Origin of the sequence: Hymenobacter setariae, assembly GCF_007713685.1 — a bacterium.
Taxonomy (GTDB): Bacteria; Bacteroidota; Bacteroidia; order Cytophagales; family Hymenobacteraceae; genus Hymenobacter; species Hymenobacter setariae.
Genome location: NZ_VMRJ01000004.1, coordinates 650,743 through 668,101, shown reverse-complemented (window position 1 = coordinate 668,101; position 17,359 = coordinate 650,743). Strand labels below are relative to the sequence as shown.

Genomic DNA, 17,359 nt, shown 5'->3' with positions numbered 1-17,359 from the left:
TTGGGGAGGCGCTCATTTTACTGTAGGAAGTTTGTGCAAGGAGACCTAGGCAGGAGCCAAGTCTTTACTTTCGGTAACTTCTTCGTCGGCCTCTGGTACCTCGCCAGCCTCGCCAAATAGCGTGCGCAGGCGCTCCGGCGTCAGCTCAGTAAAATCGCGGATAATGGCCAGCGGCGCCTGAAACTCGCTGCCAGCCAGTGTCGATGTCACGGCCACGCAATGCATACGCGCCTTATAGGCGGCGTGCTCGCCTAGGGTGGCATCTTCAAAGACCACGCAGTGCTCGGGTTTAACGCCTAGCTTCTCGGCCACCACGGCGTAGGTTTCGGGGTGGGGCTTGCCTTCCTCCACATCATCGGCGCCTACTACCACGTCGAAGTGGCGGCGCAGGTCAAGAAAATCCAGAATGTAGCTCAGCGTATCATTGGCCGAGCCGGTGCCCAGGCCCACCTTGAGGCCACTGGCGCGGGCGCCTTCTAGAAAGTCTACCAGACCTGCTAGGGGTCGGCGCTCGTCCCAGTATAGCGTGCGGTACATGAACTCGCGCTGGTCGGCGTATTTTTTTAATTCTTTTTCGGGTACGGGGTGGTCAAATAGTTTTTCTAGAATGTCGGTAGCGGGCATCCCATTAAGGCTACGCAGCAGCTCGGTAGCGTCGGCCTCCAGGCCTAGGTCTCGAAAAAGTAACTGAAAGGCGCGAGCCTGCACGGGCGTGTTATCAATGATAACGCCGTCCATATCGAAGATGAGGGCTTGTAAATCAGCCATACTATATAGAAAGGAGAGAAATGAAGGCTGCTTAGCCAGAGGCGGCTAAGGCATGGAGGCGGCGCGGGCGCTCACCTAGAACCCAGGCGCCGCGCTTGCGGTCGCCGGGTGCGGTGCTTACTGGCTGGCGCGGCAAAAGGATATAGTTGACCTTACTAGGTTGGGGGCATCGCCAAGCCACCAAACCGGGCGCAGCTGCCCGGCGGCTCGCAAGGCTTAGACGTACTTTTGCCTAACGGCTCGCCCTAGGCGGGCCTTTTTAGTGTAGCAGCCGGCTGGCTGCATCCAACGTTTGTAACGTGAATAAAAACCTTCTGCCACTCGCTCTGGGCGGCCTGGCCATCGGCACCACCGAGTTTGTGATGATGGGCCTGCTGCCCAGTATTGCCCACGATTTTCGCGTATCGATTCCGGCAGCGGGCTATGCCATTTCGGCCTACGCGCTGGGCGTCGTCATTGGGGCGCCGCTGCTCACCACCCTCGGGCGCCAGCTGCCGCCCAAGCGCATTTTGGTGCTGCTGATGGTGCTGTTTACCGTATTTAATGCGTTTTCAGCCTTCGCGCCCAACAATGCCGTGCTGTTTGTGGCGCGCTTGCTGGCAGGGCTGCCGCACGGAGCCTTCTTCGGGGTGGGCTCGGTGGTGGCGAGCCGGCTGGCAGCCCCTGGCAAGCAGGCGCAGGCTATTTCCAACATGTTTGCGGGCCTCACTGTAGCCAATCTACTCACGGTACCGCTGGGCACCTACCTAGGGCAGCACTACTCGTGGCGCTTGGCGCTGGGCGGCACGGCTGGCGCCGGTCTGCTCACGCTGCTGGCTATTCACTATTTTCTGCCAGCGCTGCCCGCTCAAAACACAGGCAGCGCCGCGTCGGAATTGTTGCTGTTTCGGCGCCGCGCTACGTGGCTCATTATGCTTATTACGGCCATCGGCACAGGCGGGCTGTTTTGCTGGGTGAGCTACATTGCCCCGCTCATGACGGAGGTTTCGCGCTTTCCGGCTACCTACGTGCCCTATATTATGATGCTGGTGGGCCTAGGTATGGTAGTGGGCAATGTGGTGGGCGGCAAGCTCGCCGACCGCATGAAACCGGTGACGGCCTGCTTGCTCCTGCTGCTGGCGATGGCCGCTACGTTGCTGGTTATCTTCTTCTCGTCCGGAAATCAAATCGCCTCGCTGGTGCTGACCTTCTTGGCCAGCAGCTGGTCGCTGGCCTTGGCCGCGCCCATTCAAATCTTGATGATACAGTCGTCGAAGGGGGCCGAAATGCTGGGAGCTTCGGTCACGCAGGCGGCTTTTAATATGGGCAATGCCCTAGGGGCCTTTTGGGGCGGGCTGCCCATTGCAATGGGCTACGGCTACACGTCGCCCTCTTTGGTGGGCGTGGGCATGGCGCTGGCCGGGTCGGGCTTTGCCTATGTGCTAGCTCGCACCATGCGCCAGCAGCCGGCTGAGCCACTGCTGGAGGTAGTAGCTTAGTTAAGCAAAAGGCGCCTGGTTTGCTCAGCAAGCCGGCGCCTTTTGCTTAGTTCAGGATTTTTGCACTTGCCCCGCCGCGCTACTCGCCGCCGTACTTGCTGCCGCCGCTGCCGCCCGCGTCCATGCGCACGATGCGCGGGGTGAAGGAGCCGAGCACATCGACTAGGTCCTGTTGGTGGGCCATTACCTGGTGAATGTCTTTGTAGGCCATCGGGGCCTCGTCGAGACCACCGCCGATGAGCTCCACACCCTTGTCGCGCAGCAGCCGGCGCAACTCGCCCTCGCTCACCTGCTGTTTGGCCTGGGTGCGCGAGAGCCGCCGCCCGGCCCCATGCGAGGCCGACTGTATAGAGTCGCGTTCGCCCCGGCCGCGCACGATGTAGCCGGGCGCTGTCATCGAGCCCGGAATGACGCCTAGCACACCCTGGCCCGCCGGGGTGGCGCCCTTGCGGTGCACAATGGCCTCGCGGCCATCGGGAAGGGTTTCCTTCCAGGCGAAGTTGTGGTGGTTCTCGACCTTGGCCAGCGGCTTTTCACCTAGGGCCTGGCTGAGGCGGCGGTGAATGTCGCGGTGGCAGGCAGAGGCGTATTCGCCGGCTAGGTTCATGGCCCGCCAGTATTCCTGGCCCTCCTGGGTGTCGAGGTCGAGCCAAGCCAAGTAGCGCGCCTCGGGCGGCAACGGACATTTCTCCATGGCCACTTTGGTGTAGTGCTGCGCAATGGCCGCGCCCAGCCCCCGCGAGCCGCTGTGCGACAGCAGCCCTAGGTACTGCCCCACGGGTACGCCTAGCTCGTTGTCCTCGGTGGTAATATCGACCAAGCCCCACTCCACGAAGTGGTTGCCCGAGCCCGACGAGCCCAGCTGGTTGATGGCCGCCTCGCGCTTGCCGCGCACCACGGCGATTTCCTTAAACTCGGGCCGGTCGAGAATGGGGTCGTCGGCGGGGTGCTTGAATACTTCCTTGCCGCCAAAGCGGGTGTGGGCGTGCAGCATTTTCTTGAGCTCCTGGGTGCGCTGCCCTAGGTAGCGCGGCGGCAGGTCGAAGATGGAAAGTGCCATGCGGCAGCCGATGTCCATGCCCACACCATAGGGTATCACGGCATTGTCCACTGCCAGCACGCCGCCAATGGGCAGGCCGTAGCCCTGGTGGGCGTCGGGCATCAGGGCGCCGTCGAGGGTCACGGGCAGCTGCATGGCAGTGTCCATTTGGCGGCGGGCGCCGTCTTCGATAAAGGCCTCGCCGTAGCGGCGATAATCTTTTACCTGCGGGTTTAGGACGACATTGCGGCTGGGCTCGGGCACAAATTCTTTGGCCAAGTCGCGCCACAGCGAGTCGCGCAGGTAGGCGTAGGGGTCGTCTTTTATTTTCTGAAGCAGGGCCAGCGCGCTGCCTTTATCGAGTTTACTGAGCTGTCGGTCGGCCAAGATGTCTAGGGCCAAGGTGATAGCGCGGCCTTCGGGGTAACCGAGCTTGCGCAGGTCGTTGCCGCGCAGTTTGAGAGTAGCCATAGGGTAGGAAATAGTGGCCCGTTTATAGCGCGGCCCAGGGCTGCGGAGTTATGGCCGAGCCTAGCGCCAGCCTAGGTGCCCACCCCCAATGCTACCGTTCTGCTAAGGTGCCGCCCATCCAATTTTTATCGAACAGGCGCCTGCTGCGCGCGTATGCAGGGCCCCATGAGCACTCCTCTGCCAACCGTCGTTTTTCTGCACGGCTACCTCGAAAGCCCAGCCATCTGGCCTGACTTCCTAGATGACCACTTCCGCGATTACCAAGTGCTCACGCCCGCCTTGCCCGGCTACGGCCCTGCTGATGCAGCCCCCGACTACAGCCTCGAAGCCGCGGCGGATGCCGTGCGAGCCGAGTTAGCTGCCGCCGGTGTAGGGCGCGCTGTACTGGTGGGCCACAGTATGGGCGGCTACGTGGCGCTGGCATTTGCCGAAAAGTACCCGGGCCTGGTGGCCGGCCTAGGGCTGTTTCATTCGTCTGCTTTGCCCGATAGTGCGCACGACGCCGAGCACCGGGCGCGCAACCGCACCTTCCTGGAGGAGCACGGCGTGGCTGCCTACGCCGAAGAGTTTTTGCAGTCTCAGCTGTCGCCCGTGCACCGCGAGTCGCTGACCGATGCTATCGAGCAGCTGCAAGCCATCGCGGCGGCAATGCCGCTGGCCGTGGCCCTAGGTAGCCTCGACGCCATGGCCCAGCGCCCCGACCGCCGGGCGGTACTCGAAAAAGCTACTTACCCCGTGCTCTTCATTGCGGGCAAAGACGACCATGCCGTGCCGCCCGAAAAGACCCACGAGGAAAGCCTACTGCCCGACTACTGCACCGTGGTGTGGCTGGCAGGCGTAGGCCACCTAGGCTTCATCGAGCGGCCCGCCGACACGCGCCGCGCCGTGCGCCACTTGCTGGATGCAGCCTTCGACCACTAGCTCTTACGGGAGACAAAGCGGTTTCAACATCAAGACACGCATGTCATTGCGAGCGTAGCGAAGCAATCTTTCCTTCACGTTAGCTGACGTAAGCCAGACGGTGTAAGGAAAGATTGCTTCGCTGCGCTCGCAATGACATGCGTGTTTATGATAGATTATAAACTAAGGGGCGCACTCTGCATATGCAGCCCTACGAACTGCACGACAACGTGGCGCAGCCGGGCTTATCCTGAGCCCATTCGGGCCGCTTCGCGGCTAGCTCCTCATGCTCGGGATGCTCAGCAAATGGAGTTTTTAGCACCTCAAATAGTGTGTTGAGTTTCGACAAATCACCAGCCTCGGCTGCCTCAATAGCTTGCTGAGCGAGGTAATTGCGCAGCACATATTTGGGGTTAGCGGCCAGCATACCTTCCTGGATAGTCTCCGGGCTAGCCGTTTCCTGCCGCAGGCGGAGCGCGTAGCGGTGCAGCCACTCACGCAGGCCTAGGTCTGCGCCCGGCGCGTCGGTATAAGTAGACTGCGCGAGTAGTTCGTTAAACAGCTTTTCTTCTTGGGCTTCAGCCGTCAGCAGCGCGGCCGGCAAGTAGGAAAGCTGCCGGAAGAAAATGGTCATATCGGCCTCGGCTTCGGCGAGAGCAGCGGGCAGCGCCTCAGTGAGAGCATGGTCGCTGGCGTTGTCGAGCGCGGTGAGGCCGAGCTTACGTAGTAGCAGCTCGTGCTGGGTGGCGGAGAAGGTGTCGGCGTACACGTCGAGGCCGGCGCGTAGGGCTTGCGGGTCGGCCACCAGTGGCCCTAGGGCTTGCGCCAGGGCCATCAGGTTCCACATGGCCACGTGGGGCTGCTGGCCAAAGGCGTAGCGCCGCGAGCCAAAGTCGGTGGTGTTGGGCGTCCAGTCGGGGTCGTAGGGTTCGAGCCAGCCGTAGGGGCCGTAGTCGATAGTGACGCCTAGAATCGACATATTGTCGGTGTTCATCACGCCGTGCACGAAGCCCACGGTCATCCAGTGCGCTACCATCACGGCCGTGCGCCGGGCTACTTCCTCAAACCAGCGCACGTACACCTCAAGCGAGGGTTCGCCCAGCTCGGGGTAGTGGTGCCTAATAACGTAGTCGGCGAGCGCGCGCAGGTTGTCCATTTCGCCGAGGGCCGCCATTATCTGGAAGTTGCCAAAGCGGATGAACGTAGGCGCCACTCGCGCCACAATGGCGCCGGGCTCGGGCCGGGCATTGCCGTTATAAAACATGTCGCGCACCACTTCATCACCGGTGGCGACTAGGCTCAGCGCCCGTGTGGTGGGCACACCGAGGTAGTGCATGGCCTCGCTGCACAAAAACTCGCGCACCGACGAGCGCAATACGGCCCGGCCATCGGCCCGGCGCGAGTAGGGGGTAGGGCCGGCGCCCTTGAGCTGAATCTCCCAAGGCGAACCGTCGGTGGCCGCCACTTGGCCCAGCGAGATAGCCCGGCCATCGCCAAGCTGCCCCGCCCAGTTGCCAAACTGGTGCCCGCCGTAGCGCGCCGCAAAAGGCTTCATGCTGGGCAGCAGAATGTTGCCGCCCAAAATAGACTCCGCGGCCCCGCGCCCTACGGGCTTAGCCAGTCCTAGGTAGTCGCCCAGCTCATCGGACCACGCCAGCAGCTTGGGCTCGCGCACCGGGGTCGGCGTCACCCGCGAATAGTGGTAGCCGGGCACCTGCCGCGAGCCTTTATTGCCTGACACCTCGCCACGCAGTTCGTCTACAAAAGGGTTTTCGAAAGTAGCTTGGTCAAGCTGAAGGGCAGTAGCCATTGAAATCAAAGTAAAGTGGAGAAGTAGCCTGAGCTTTGTAGTCCGAGCGTGAGCGCAGCGAGCGGTACGCAGGTGAACGTAGGATGATTGCTACGCTCGCGCTACAAAGTCCGAGCTACCCCTTAACAGCTATTAATGCTACTTGGTGCGACCTAGGCCGGCACAATGGCTAGCGCTAATTCACCTTTGACGGCCGGCAAATCTATATGCAGGAGTTGCCCAGTGACTTGTAACGACAATTGCCCTAGGGCGGTGCCCGCCGCCGTATCCCACAGATAGACAGTGTAAGAACCAGCCGCCAGCCCTGGCAAAGTGAGCTGGCCCAACTGTGACCTAGGCGCCCGCCGGGTGCCGCGACGCGTAATAAGCCGGTCCTGCCGCAGCAGCCACACTACCGCTTGCCGGGCATCGCCGCAGGCAAAGACCGCAAAAGCCGGGTTAGAAACTTGCACTTCCTCATTGAGGTTGCGCCGCTGAAAGCTCGGCCAGTCGAGCAACTGCGCAAAGGCCGCTAGGCTGCGCTGCGCCGCCCGCATGCCGTGGGTGAGCACGTGCGGCTGGCGGTAAGGCCAGCGCAGCCCACCACCCGCGCCGCCCGAGGCAAAGTGCGCCCACTGCATATGCCGGAAATACGCATCGTCGAACGCCTCGGGCAGGGTGCGGCGCCGGTTGTTAAACGCGTAAATGGGCCCGTGCTCACTGTCAAAAAACGGCCGCGTGGCGGGCATCTCACTTAAGGCCTCGCGCACGAGCCGGCCGGTGGCCAGCGCCGGCCCTAGGGTATCCTTGGGGTTGTCGATGGTGGCCTTGTCGTAGAGGTGAGTGGTGGCAAAATCAAGCAGCGGGTGCCGGAAAATGACTTCGGCCACGGCCGGGTAGTGGCCCAGCACTGGCCCAAACACCGACACCGTTTGCAGGTGCGCCCGGCCAAAGCAGCGCTGCTCTACCGCCCGCAGGTGCGCGCTAATGTCACTCACGAATTCAGCCAGCGCGGCCGGGCGCTTGCCGGCGTGCACGGGGTCAATCTCATTCCACAAGTCCCAGGCAAACAGCGCACCACTACCGCTCCAGCGCTCGGTGGCGAAGGTCAGCCGGTCCTTAATGGCCTGCCGCATGCCGGGGTTGCGCAGCCACTGCGTTCGCTGAGTGCAGGGCCCGCCGTGGGTGCGGTTGTAGGGGTGGTGGCGCCAGCGCCGGCTCATCCAAAAGGTGTCATAGGGCGTGAGCAGCAGCCGCAGGCCGTAGCGCTCACACAGGGCAAAGAGGTCGTCCCAAAACCGCACCATATTGGGCTGAAACCGCCCTAGAGGCCGCTCTAGGTAGCGGTGCTCGGTCTGGCAGTATTCCAGCATTAGGCGCAGGCACGTCACGCCGTGCGCGGCTAGCCAGGCTAGGTGCCCTTCCACCGCCGCCACATTTTGGCGCCGAAACAAGCCCATGAGGTCAGGCCAGGTCAGGGCATCATTCTGCCCGATAGGTGTCCACGGCTGGCCCGCATCGGTGAGGAAGTACGGCGCATCAGGCGCCAGCCGAATCCACGGCAGGGTAGCGGCGCGGGCCTCAGCAGCCGGAAACTGCGGCATAAGTAAGAAGAATTAGGTTTCGGCCACCTAGGGCCGTCGCTAATCGCACAGCGTCGGCAGGTCTGGGTGCTCGGCAAAATCGAACAACTGCTCTAGCTGCGACAGTGTTACGCGGTCGGTTGAAAGGGCCAAGTGGGGCAGCTCGGAGCGGTGCACCCAGCGTACGCCCGTTGTTTCGGTAGTGTCTAGTTGGAGAGTGCCCCCTACCACTTGGCACAGTACCATGACTTTGTACACGTACCAGGGCTGCGGTGGGTGAGGGTGCTTCTTCTTATCCCACAGGGCCAATAGGCGCACGGCTTCCACTTTGAGGCCGGTTTCTTCCCAGGCTTCTTTCACCGCCACCTCAAAAGGAGTGGAGCCCACATCGGCCCAGCCGCCGGGCAGCGACCACCGGCCGCCGTCTATCTTTTCCTGCACCAGTAGCACCTCGTCGGTGCCTCGAAACAGCACCGCTCGCACGTCTACTTTGGGCGTCGGGTAGCCATGTTCTACTGCAAATGCCTCCGCAAACGTCGCTACTGGTTGGCCCGATAAGTTGCTCATCATCTTGAGGCTAAGCGCGAGCACTTCCTCGTAGCGCTCGGCATCGAACACGGGTGGGTTGTAAGCTAACCCAGCCTGAGCCAGTGCCTGCAAGCGTTGCGCGATGGCCAGCCAGTCGGCCGCGCTGGGGGGCGTAGTGGCCGATGCTTGTTCAAGGTCAGAAGGCAGAGAATCAGAAGACATTATAAAAATGGATACTTACCAGCCAATAAAACACAGGTAACTAGTAGTTGCGCTTATTTTAATAATTGCCATGCTGACGAAGGAAGCATCTTGTCGTGTTGAAACACACTAAGCGCGCGTGATAAGATGCTTCCTTCGTCAGCATGACAACCTTAATAGATAGCGCACTGCCAAAATTGCGCCCTAGGGTGCTTCCGCCACTACGTGCGGCTTAGAGCTGCTTGGCGAAGTTGACCTTAATTTTGACCTGAAAATCAGAGATTACCTTAAAGATTTCCTTCAACGTCACGCGCTCCACCTTAGTCAGTTTCTTCGGGTCTAGGTAGTTGTCGGGCTGCATTTTGTCTTGCATCATCTGTACCGACTGCTTCTTCAAGCGCATGCCCATGAGGTAATAGTACGATTGCAGCAGCTCTTGGTAGTCCTTCTCGCTAAACACGCCCAGCTGCCGTAGCGCTGCTAGGCGCTGGCCCGTGTTGGTGGCAAAGACGCGATGCTGCAGCGAAAACACGCGCACCAAATCCACGATGGGCGACATAATTTTCTTGAGGTTAATCACCTGTTGGTCGCCCACCGCGAAGGTGCGAATGTTGTTGAAAAACGTGAGCGGCGGCTCGTACTGCAAGGCATTGATGGCCATGTAGTGCAGGAAGCGGTCGAGCGGCTTTTGCAGCTCCACGTCCAAGAAGTCGCGCAGCTCATCCAGGATATCGGCCTCGCCGTAGAGGTAGCGCACATCGAAAAATGCCGCGAAGCGCATCACGTTTTCGGGGTTCGACTCGCGCAGCCACTCTAGGTAATTGCGCTTCCAGTGCGAGAGCGAGTGCGTCCACTTCGGGTTTTTGGCCATAAAGCCGCCGTCGCAGAAGCTAAAGCCAATCTCGTTGAGGCGGTCCGAAACCTCCGTGGCGAAGCGCAGGAAATAGTCGCGCACTTCCTCGCGGTGCTCGTTGGCCTTGTCTTCGTAGATGATGGCATTGTCCTGGTCGGTGAGCAGAGTTTGCTCCTGCCGCCCTTCCGAACCTAGGACGATGAACACGAACTTGGCCGGCGGTGGCCCCATCTCCCGAATCACGTCCTCGATAACCTTGAGCGCGATAGTGTCGGCCACGGTTGTGATAACCTGATTCACTATTTCGGGCTTCACGCCGCGGTCGAGCAGCTGAAACACGATGTCCGGCACCTTCTGCCAGTTGCGCCGCAGTTCGCGCAGCGACACTGCCTGCTTCACGCCCTGAATAAATAGGAAGGGCGACTGCGCCTGCTCGGCCAGCAACTTATTGCGGCTGATGAAGCCTAGGTAGCCACCATCCTGCTCTACTAACAGGTAGCGCGTTTTAGTTCGGAACATCAAGAGCAGGGCCTCATACACAAAGGCTTCGCTGCTCACCGAGCGCGTCGGCGAGTCGATGTAGGTGCTAATGGGCAGGCGGGCATCGCCTAGGTCGGCCACCACCTTGTCGCGCAGCGTAATGTCGGTGACGTAGCCCGCCACGTCCTTGCCCGCCTCGTCGAGCACAAAGTAGCAGCTGCTGCGGGCCTTGGCCATGAGGCGGGCCACTTCGTAAGTGGGCGTGCTGCCGGGGCAGGCCTGTACGGGGCGCAGCTCCACGGTGCCCATGCGGCGCGAGTATAGCTCGTCGGCCGCAATGAAGTTCTGGGGCGCCTGCGGGCCGGGGTGCACTAGCTGGGCGTACTCGTCGTCCAGCATTAGCTTACCGTAGCGGTTTGTAAAGTACTGGAAGAAAGAATCGTATCCTAGGCACAGACTCCGAAAGTCGTTGCGGTGCAGGAAGTATACCCGCGTGCCGGCTCGTGCCTGCACCGTGCGCAGCGAGCGCTTCTTGTTGAGCAGCACCGATACGCCGCCGTAGCACTCGCCGGGGCCGTACACTTCGGGCAGCCGCCGTTGCCGCTGGCCATCGTAAAAAAACGTGTCGTAGGCACCCTCAATAATTAAATCGACGCCGCGCAGCTTGGTTTCGCCCTGGCGGTAAATGAGCGCCTCGCGCGGGTGGGTTACCTCCTGCAGCAAGGCGGCCACTTCTTCCAGCACCTCGGGCGGCAGCAGGTGGAAGGGCTCAACGGTGCGCAAAAAAGCAAGGCGGTCAGTCATTGGTAATAATTGTAGCGAGCAGCAAATAACAACAGATAGCTGTCATTGCGAGCGCAACGAAGTGGAGCGCGGTAATCTTTCCTTCACGTTGAGGTAGTATTCCTAACGTGAAGGAAAGATTGCCGCGCTCCACTTCGTTGCGCTCGCAATGACAGACGAATAATAGGGCGAAATTAAATCATCCCTAGCCAGTACTTCCAGAAGGGGCGCCGAGCGGCAGCCAGGGCCGCGTGGGTGGGCGGCGGCAAGATAGGCGCTTGTGAAGCCAGTGCTTCGGCGTCGATGTCACCGGTACGCTGTAGCTCGAAGTAGCACTGGGCCGTGGCTTCGGCGTCGGCCAGGGCATCGTGCTGGCGTAGCATGGGCCGCCCAAACTGCCGTTGATACAGCTCGGCCAGGCGCAGGTACTGCTGGCGCATGGGCTGCATAAAGCGCTCGGTGAGGCGCATGGTGCAGAAGGTGGGTAACCCTAAGTCCACCAGCGGGTTGCTGAGTCCCGAGCGGTGAAAGCTGACGCCCATCATATGAAAGTCGAGCACTAGAAAGTGCCCCACCACCAGCGGCTGGTAGCGCACTAGGTCGTCGTGCAAGCGCTGCATTACCTCGCGGCGCGGCTTGCCCTTGTCGTGCAGAAAAGCCAGCGTGAGGCCATGAATCTGCGTCGAAGCCGGCGAAAGGTCGTAGTCGCTGGGACGCACGTAGTGGTTCTCAGTCTTAACAAGCTCCCCATCGGGGCCATAAAGCAGCCAGGCTATCTGGGCCACATGGGGCCAGGCACCAGGCTCCGCATACGGGCGCCGCCAGTCGGCAGGCAGGCCCGAGGTTTCGGTATCAACGAAGAGAACGTAGCCGGACACGGGCGCGAAGCAGGGTGGGGAGGCGGTAAAAATACGGCAACCCTGCCGCAACTCCGTCCTATTCGCTCAACGAAATTTCCAGTGCCCTAGGTTCGGCCTACAGCAGCTCGTGGCGCGTGCGGTAAGCGGTGCCCTTAAACATGGCCAGCAGCGTGCCATGCTGGTTGGTGAGGCGCAGCAAATACATGCTCACCTTGTCTTTGAGGCTTTCCTCGCGGGCTTCTACCAGCAGCACATCGCCGAGGCGTCCGGTTTCGAGGTAGTCCATGGTGGCAGTGAGGCTCACGCTCTGGCGGCCGTGCGTGTTGCACGCCAGCGCAAACGCCGACTCGGCCGCCGCAAAAGCGACCCCGCCATGCAGGGCACCGAACCCGTTGAGCATATCGGGCCGGACACGAAAACAAAGGCTACAGTAGCCCAGGCGAACATCCTTGATAGCCAGGCCAAGCCACTGGCTAAAGGGGTCGCGGGCAAGCAGCCGAATCGCAATGGCCTGGGCGTTACCGTCCGGGCCAGCGGCTGGCGCGAGCATAAATGAAGCTAGTAATAATTGCGGAAGGAGAGCTAGGTAGCAGCAAGGTACGGCCTAGCCCCCCTGGTCGGATTACTTCGGGCCTCATATCGCCCAAATTACATACGCCGCGGTTGAGCTAAATGCCCATTCTGAGTGCCCTAGGTGTAGGCGCAGTTATCTCTGCTCTAGGCCCTTAAGCAGCATCGTAATGATATGGTCTTCTAGCTCCTGAGCCGAGAGGCTACGCCCAGGCTGAAACCACAATTCGACCCAGCGCACGGCCGACAGAATGGTAAAAAGCGCCACTGTGGGGTTGACAGCCTGGAACTCGCCGGCCGCGATGCCCTCCGCGATGAGCGCGGCAAAGCCCTTCTCGTACTGGCGGCGCGCCGTTGTAAACTCGGTGAGGCGCGCGTTGGGTAGGTACTTCCAGTCGTGGTTGGCCACCGATACGGCTGGGCCATCTTCCACCATCAGCTGAATGTGCAGCCGGATAAGAACCCGTACCTTTTCCCCAAACGAGAGCGGTAGCTCTTCTACTTCGCGCAGGTGCGCAATGTACACGTCTGAGATGCGGAAGCAGATGCTGTCCAGAATCTCGTCCTTCGACTTGATGTGGTTGTACATGCTGGCCGCTTCCATGCCCACCTGCCCCGCAATGTCGCGCATGGAGGTGCCGCCGTAGCCTTTGTCTTTGAAAAGCTTAGCAGCCTCTTCTAGAATAATTTGGCGCTTAGGGGGTTTCGCGATTTTGGTCATAGTGCATACACTAACGCCCTGTCTGGCAGGGAGCCAGGCAGGGCGTTCGACGGTAGTAGTAAGAGCCCATCCGAGAGTGAGGAAAGGGTGGGTGGAGGAGCCGCCGGGCGAGAGGGGTGGGATGCAGCCTGGGGTAGGATGGAGGAGTGGCGGCGGGGGCCACCACTCCTGAAAATCAAACGGGCTCTTACTAACGCGGGTGGGAATGAAGAGTGGGTGGGACAAATGTACAGCCTTATTCGAAATCGGCTAACAAATGTTAGTTATTTTTACTAACAAATGTTAGTTAGAAATTTAAGTAGCTGATAAACAGCAATAAATTTTTCAAATTAAATTATGCAGCAGTGCGATACTAAGCGCGGCTATAGGCTGCCAGTACGCAGCTTGCAGCAGAGGACCACCTAGGATATCCGTAAGCAGTAGTGAGGGGCGGCGAAGCTGCATTGCCGAGTACGATAAAAAGTAAATGGTCCGGACCTGGCAATTGCCAGACCCGGACCACTAGGGACAGAAAAGGAAGAGCTATTTGTACTGATAGTAGCGCACGTAGTCAACCAGCATGGTCTGCGGGAAGGTGGTGCTGGCATCGGGGTTGCCGTCGAAGTCGCCGCCCACGGCTAGGTTCAAAATCGCGTAAAACGGGTTATTGAAGGGGTAGGGCGATACATCGTTGGGCGTGAGCGTATAGTACAAGTTACCATCCACGTAAAAGCGCATCTGGTTGAGGCTGCGCACTAGGCTGAACACGTGGTAGTCGGAGCTGAAGTCGGCACTGGCGTTGGCTGGTAGCGTGTATTGCGTGCCCTTGTACTTGTGGTCGGCATTGCTCGTGCCGTAGTGCACGGTACTATTATTGACGGTAGGTGAGCTGCCGCGCAGCTCCATAATATCAATTTCGCCGCAAGCGGGCCAGGGAGTTGTGCTGTCATTCGAGCCCAGCATCCAGATGGCGGGCCAAATGCCTTTGCCCTTGGGCAGCTTGGCCCGCACATCAACGCGGCCAAAATTGAAGTCCTGTTTGCCCTTGGTAATAATGCGGCCCGAGGTGTAGCTGCGGCCGTTGTAGCTCTCCTTTATAGCGTTGATGTTGAGGTTACCGCCCGTCACGGTCACGTTGTCGCGGCGGTTGGTGGTGGCTTGCAGCTCGTTGTTGTACCACACATCTTTCACCTCGTACACCCACTTGGATTGGTCGAGGCTGCTGCCGTCAAAATCGTCGCTCCACTTTAGTTCGGTGTACTGCGCAAAATCGCGCGGGTCAGCGTTGACAGTCGTACTGGTGCCGCCCCCGGTAGGCGTGTCGGCAATGACCGGGCCGGGTGGCTCCTGTGTGCAGCCGCCGCTTGAAAGCAAGAGGGCGATGCCCGCCGACAGGCTGCGCAGTAGGGTAGGAGTTACTAGATAAGGCATGAGGATAAAGAAATTGGGTGGGAAATAAAGCGTTGCTTACCCGCTACTTCGCTTTCAGCTGGAAGGTGAAAACGGTGGGGTCGGTTGAACTGCCAGCACGCAGGGTCATGTGCTGGTTGTCGATGGACAGGATGCGGTACACGCGGCTAGTGGGCGCATCGGTTACGCCGATAAAGCTGCCGGTCTTAGCCAGCGTGAGCTGCGCGATGCCGGCGCCAGTGGCCGGCCCAAACGTAAAAGTGGTGCTATTGTCTGTGCGGCCCGGCTGGCACGTGTACACACCCGCCGTGAAGGTCTCGCCTTTAGCATCGTAGCCGAAGGCGCCGGTGCTGCTGAAGGTGTACTCATCGTCGGCTTGGCAAGCGGGCACGCTGCCCGCCGAGCCACTCACGTTGTAGGCGCCGGGATTGGCTTCGGTGCCGACGATGATGGCGTTGGCCACGGTGTTATCGAGCGTCCAGGTGCGCGACGAGCCACCGGTGAGGAACTGCTTGGTGCGGTCGAGCGCCGAGAGCTGCGGGATGTAGGTGGTCACGGTTTTAGTGCCGTCGGGGTTGGTGCCTTGCAGGCGCAGCTTGGTGCTGCTGGCTTCCACAATGTCGTAGGTCTTGTTGGCCACCGAGTCGGGCAGGCCGATGAAGGACTTGGGGCGTTGCAGCACAATCTGCCCTAGGTTGCCATTGGGCTTGTATATGAAGTCGGAATTACCGCTTAGGGCCTTGCCGCAGGCGCCATTGGTATAGGTGCCCGCGCCGGCGTCGTAGCTGTAGGTGAAGGCGCTAGTAAACGAAAACTGGTCATCAAGCTGGCAGGCCGAAAGCGTGGTAGACGACAACAGCACCGCCCCGCTGGCTGAGAGCCGCACCACGGCGCCAGGCTGGTCGGAGAGCGTCCAGGAAGTAGCGCCCGTGCCTGCGCAGGCCGTAAGTGCCCCAAACGCCGCATTGCCGCAGGTAGATGGAATAACGACGGGCTGCTGCGGCGAAATGCCCGTGCCGCCCCGGCCAGCGGCCGTCAGCTTTACCTGGTAGGTGCCGGCTGCTTTGTAAGTGTGAGTCACATTCTGGCCCGATGCCAGTGGCGAGCCATCGCCAAAATCCCATTGGTAGAGAAAGGCATCGGTGGTCGTATTAGTGAACGTGGCTACCACCGGGTACTGGCTGGTATTGAGCTGCACCGTGAAGCCGGGCGTGGGCACGGGCCCTTCGAGGCTGGTGACCTCGTCTTTGCGGCAGGCCACTAGGGCCGCCACACCGGCCAGCACCAGTGCCGCGCTGCGTAAATGGCTGAACATATAAAATCGGGTGGGGAAAGGAAGTTTCAATTATTAGTTGTTAATTGTTAGTGGTTAATGCTCACAGTAAAGAGTTGCTGTTGTAACAACTAACCACTAACAAATAATAATTAACCATTAATAGCCAGGGTTTTGAACGAGTGCGGGGTTGGCGTCGCGCTCAGCTTGCGGAATAGGCAGCAGGTCGTTAAAAGGCTTGATGCCCTTAGCGACTAGCGCCGGGTTTTTGAGGAGATTACCCGTGCGCTTGAGGTCAAACCAGCGGTCGTCTTCAAACGCCAGCTCGTAGCGGCGCTCCTTGAGCACGGCATCGGCAAAGTTGGGCGTGGCCGTTGTGAGGTTGCCTAGGCCGGCGCGATTGCGCACTTTGTTGATGGCATCCAGGCCCTCGGTGGTGTTGCCCACGGCCTCGGCCAGGATGAGGTACACCTCGGCCAAGCGTAGTACTGGGAAATTGAGCGGCGAGTCCCAGACGTTGGTGTTCACCTTGCCCACAAACCACTTCTTGCAGTTGAAGCCATAGGGCGAGCCGGGCAGCGAGGCGGGCTGGGCCGCACTAGCGCTACCAGCTGGGTAGGGGTCGCCGGGCGACCAGATAGTTACGGCCTTGCGCTTGTCGCCGGCCTCGTAGCCTTGCACAAACTCCAGCTCGGGGATGTTGAAGCCGTAGCCGCCCTGCGGCACCAGGCCCTGGCCCCTAGGTCCAAAAAACTCGTTGCCCGCGAACCCTAGGCCATCGAAGGTGTATTCGTTTAGGCCATTTGTGTATTGCACCTCAAATAGCGACTCTTTGCCAAACTCGTTGGTTACTTTGAAGTTGTCGCCGTAGTCAGCCCACAGCGAGTACTTGCCCGAATTGATGACTTCGCGGGCGCGCTGGGCGGCCAGCTGCTTGTCGCCGTGGGTTAGGTACACTTTGGCCAGCAGGCCGGTGGCCGCCCACTTGGTAGCGCGCCCTAGCTCAGTGCTCCCGTAGCTTTCGGGCAAAGACCCAATGGCCGCCTGCAAGTCGCTAATAATCTGGGTATACACTTGCTCGGCGGGTGTGCGCGGAATGCGTGCCTCGGCCGGGCTGGCCGGGGGCGTGAGGATGAGCGGCACGTCGCCGAAGGCCCGCACGAGGTCGAAGTAGTACTTGGCCCGCATGAACTGCGCCTCGCCCAGGCAGCGCTTTTGCAGGGTGGCGTCCATGCTGATGCCGGGTACTTTTTGCAGCACGAGGTTGCATGAGCCAATGCCCACGTAGCAGCCATTCCAGAGGCGCGTGGTCATGGGGTTGCTGCTCGGGATGTTGAAGAAGTCGAGCTGAATTTCTTCGGCGCCGTCGCCGCCCCCGCCGCCCCCTGTGAAGGAGTTATCCGACATTATCTCGCCGATGCCCCACAGCGCGTAGTTGTACTGCCCGCCGCGCCCGAGCTGCGCGTACACCGCCGTAGTAGCCTGAACGGCATCCGATTGAGTCTGATAGAAGTTCTCGGTTGTAATCGAATCGGTGGGTTTCACGTCGAGAAACTTCTCGCCGCAGCCACTGAGTAAGACCATTCCTAGGAGGGTAGCGGCCGATAGTTTAGTAGAAAGGGAACGCATGGGTGGGGAAACGAAAGAAGGAGTATTTGTCAAAACGAACGGCT

Annotated in this window: 14 protein-coding genes; 2 read left to right on the top strand and 12 right to left on the bottom strand. The window is 60.3% G+C overall.

The window, feature by feature from the left end; translation table 11 throughout:
- Nucleotides 1-45: 45 nt before the first annotated feature.
- Nucleotides 46-768 carry an HAD family hydrolase gene (locus FNT36_RS17730; RefSeq protein WP_144850397.1) on the bottom strand — a complete coding sequence of 241 codons (723 nt, stop codon included), beginning with the start codon at nucleotides 766-768 and terminating at the stop codon, nucleotides 46-48.
- A 299-nt stretch (nucleotides 769-1,067) separates the two neighbouring features.
- Here FNT36_RS17730 and FNT36_RS17725 point away from each other — a divergent pair, with 299 nt between their 5' ends.
- Nucleotides 1,068-2,246, top strand: coding sequence for an MFS transporter (locus FNT36_RS17725; protein ID WP_144850395.1), 1,179 nt, complete (start codon nucleotides 1,068-1,070; stop codon nucleotides 2,244-2,246).
- Between the two features lie 79 nt (nucleotides 2,247-2,325).
- Here the strand turns inward: FNT36_RS17725 and FNT36_RS17720 are convergent, their stop codons facing one another.
- Nucleotides 2,326-3,756, bottom strand: a complete 1,431-nt coding sequence (locus FNT36_RS17720; protein ID WP_144850393.1) for an RtcB family protein — start codon at nucleotides 3,754-3,756, stop codon at nucleotides 2,326-2,328.
- A gap of 165 nt (nucleotides 3,757-3,921) precedes the next feature.
- On the opposite strand from FNT36_RS17720, the gene FNT36_RS17715 reads away from it, so the two are divergent.
- The gene (locus tag FNT36_RS17715) at nucleotides 3,922-4,677 is read left to right on the top strand and encodes an alpha/beta fold hydrolase (RefSeq protein ID WP_233636022.1); all 756 of its coding nucleotides are present in this window, start codon (nucleotides 3,922-3,924) and stop codon (nucleotides 4,675-4,677) included.
- A 190-nt stretch (nucleotides 4,678-4,867) separates the two neighbouring features.
- On the opposite strand, the gene FNT36_RS17710 is transcribed toward FNT36_RS17715, so the two are convergent.
- The 10 genes from FNT36_RS17710 to FNT36_RS17665 form a co-directional block, all read right to left on the bottom strand.
- Nucleotides 4,868-6,466: a protein adenylyltransferase SelO gene (locus FNT36_RS17710; protein WP_144850389.1), complete on the bottom strand. Its 1,599-nt coding sequence runs from the start codon at nucleotides 6,464-6,466 to the stop codon at nucleotides 4,868-4,870.
- 152 nt (nucleotides 6,467-6,618) lie between these two features.
- Complete coding sequence (locus tag FNT36_RS17705; RefSeq protein ID WP_233636021.1) at nucleotides 6,619-8,049, bottom strand: glycoside hydrolase 5 family protein; 1,431 nt, start codon at nucleotides 8,047-8,049, stop codon at nucleotides 6,619-6,621.
- Nucleotides 8,050-8,088: 39 nt separating this feature from the next.
- On the bottom strand, nucleotides 8,089-8,778 hold the full coding sequence (locus tag FNT36_RS17700; RefSeq protein WP_144850387.1) for an NUDIX hydrolase: 690 nt from the start codon (nucleotides 8,776-8,778) through the stop codon (nucleotides 8,089-8,091).
- Between the two features lie 211 nt (nucleotides 8,779-8,989).
- Nucleotides 8,990-10,894 (bottom strand): DUF294 nucleotidyltransferase-like domain-containing protein, encoded by a 1,905-nt coding sequence (locus FNT36_RS17695; protein WP_144850385.1) that lies wholly within the window; start codon nucleotides 10,892-10,894, stop codon nucleotides 8,990-8,992.
- A 173-nt stretch (nucleotides 10,895-11,067) separates the two neighbouring features.
- The gene (locus FNT36_RS17690) at nucleotides 11,068-11,751 is read right to left on the bottom strand and encodes a 3'-5' exonuclease (protein ID WP_233636020.1); all 684 of its coding nucleotides are present in this window, start codon (nucleotides 11,749-11,751) and stop codon (nucleotides 11,068-11,070) included.
- Between the two features lie 97 nt (nucleotides 11,752-11,848).
- Nucleotides 11,849-12,283: a hotdog fold thioesterase gene (locus tag FNT36_RS17685; protein WP_144850381.1), complete on the bottom strand. Its 435-nt coding sequence runs from the start codon at nucleotides 12,281-12,283 to the stop codon at nucleotides 11,849-11,851.
- A 156-nt stretch (nucleotides 12,284-12,439) separates the two neighbouring features.
- Complete coding sequence (locus FNT36_RS17680; RefSeq protein WP_144850379.1) at nucleotides 12,440-13,024, bottom strand: TetR/AcrR family transcriptional regulator; 585 nt, start codon at nucleotides 13,022-13,024, stop codon at nucleotides 12,440-12,442.
- A 522-nt stretch (nucleotides 13,025-13,546) separates the two neighbouring features.
- A complete protein-coding gene (locus FNT36_RS17675) occupies nucleotides 13,547-14,434 on the bottom strand; it encodes a glycoside hydrolase family 16 protein (RefSeq protein ID WP_144850377.1) in 888 nt (295 codons plus the stop codon).
- 43 nt (nucleotides 14,435-14,477) lie between these two features.
- The gene (locus FNT36_RS17670; RefSeq protein ID WP_144850375.1) at nucleotides 14,478-15,728 is read right to left on the bottom strand and encodes a PKD domain-containing protein; all 1,251 of its coding nucleotides are present in this window, start codon (nucleotides 15,726-15,728) and stop codon (nucleotides 14,478-14,480) included.
- Nucleotides 15,729-15,845: 117 nt separating this feature from the next.
- Nucleotides 15,846-17,315 carry a RagB/SusD family nutrient uptake outer membrane protein gene (locus FNT36_RS17665; RefSeq protein ID WP_144850373.1) on the bottom strand — a complete coding sequence of 490 codons (1,470 nt, stop codon included), beginning with the start codon at nucleotides 17,313-17,315 and terminating at the stop codon, nucleotides 15,846-15,848.
- Nucleotides 17,316-17,359 lie beyond the last annotated feature (44 nt).

Coding starts and splice junctions, on each gene's coding strand:
- FNT36_RS17705 (WP_233636021.1), bottom strand. CDS start 8,049: ATGCCGCAGTTTCCGGCTGCTGAGGCCCGCGCCGCTACCCTGCCGTGG.
- FNT36_RS17695 (WP_144850385.1), bottom strand. CDS start 10,894: ATGACTGACCGCCTTGCTTTTTTGCGCACCGTTGAGCCCTTCCACCTG.
- FNT36_RS17720 (WP_144850393.1), bottom strand. CDS start 3,756: ATGGCTACTCTCAAACTGCGCGGCAACGACCTGCGCAAGCTCGGTTAC.
- FNT36_RS17730 (WP_144850397.1), bottom strand. CDS start 768: ATGGCTGATTTACAAGCCCTCATCTTCGATATGGACGGCGTTATCATT.
- FNT36_RS17700 (WP_144850387.1), bottom strand. CDS start 8,778: ATGTCTTCTGATTCTCTGCCTTCTGACCTTGAACAAGCATCGGCCACT.
- FNT36_RS17675 (WP_144850377.1), bottom strand. CDS start 14,434: ATGCCTTATCTAGTAACTCCTACCCTACTGCGCAGCCTGTCGGCGGGC.
- FNT36_RS17710 (WP_144850389.1), bottom strand. CDS start 6,466: ATGGCTACTGCCCTTCAGCTTGACCAAGCTACTTTCGAAAACCCTTTT.
- FNT36_RS17685 (WP_144850381.1), bottom strand. CDS start 12,283: ATGCTCGCGCCAGCCGCTGGCCCGGACGGTAACGCCCAGGCCATTGCG.
- FNT36_RS17670 (WP_144850375.1), bottom strand. CDS start 15,728: ATGTTCAGCCATTTACGCAGCGCGGCACTGGTGCTGGCCGGTGTGGCG.
- FNT36_RS17715 (WP_233636022.1), top strand. CDS start 3,922: ATGAGCACTCCTCTGCCAACCGTCGTTTTTCTGCACGGCTACCTCGAA.
- FNT36_RS17680 (WP_144850379.1), bottom strand. CDS start 13,024: ATGACCAAAATCGCGAAACCCCCTAAGCGCCAAATTATTCTAGAAGAG.
- FNT36_RS17665 (WP_144850373.1), bottom strand. CDS start 17,315: ATGCGTTCCCTTTCTACTAAACTATCGGCCGCTACCCTCCTAGGAATG.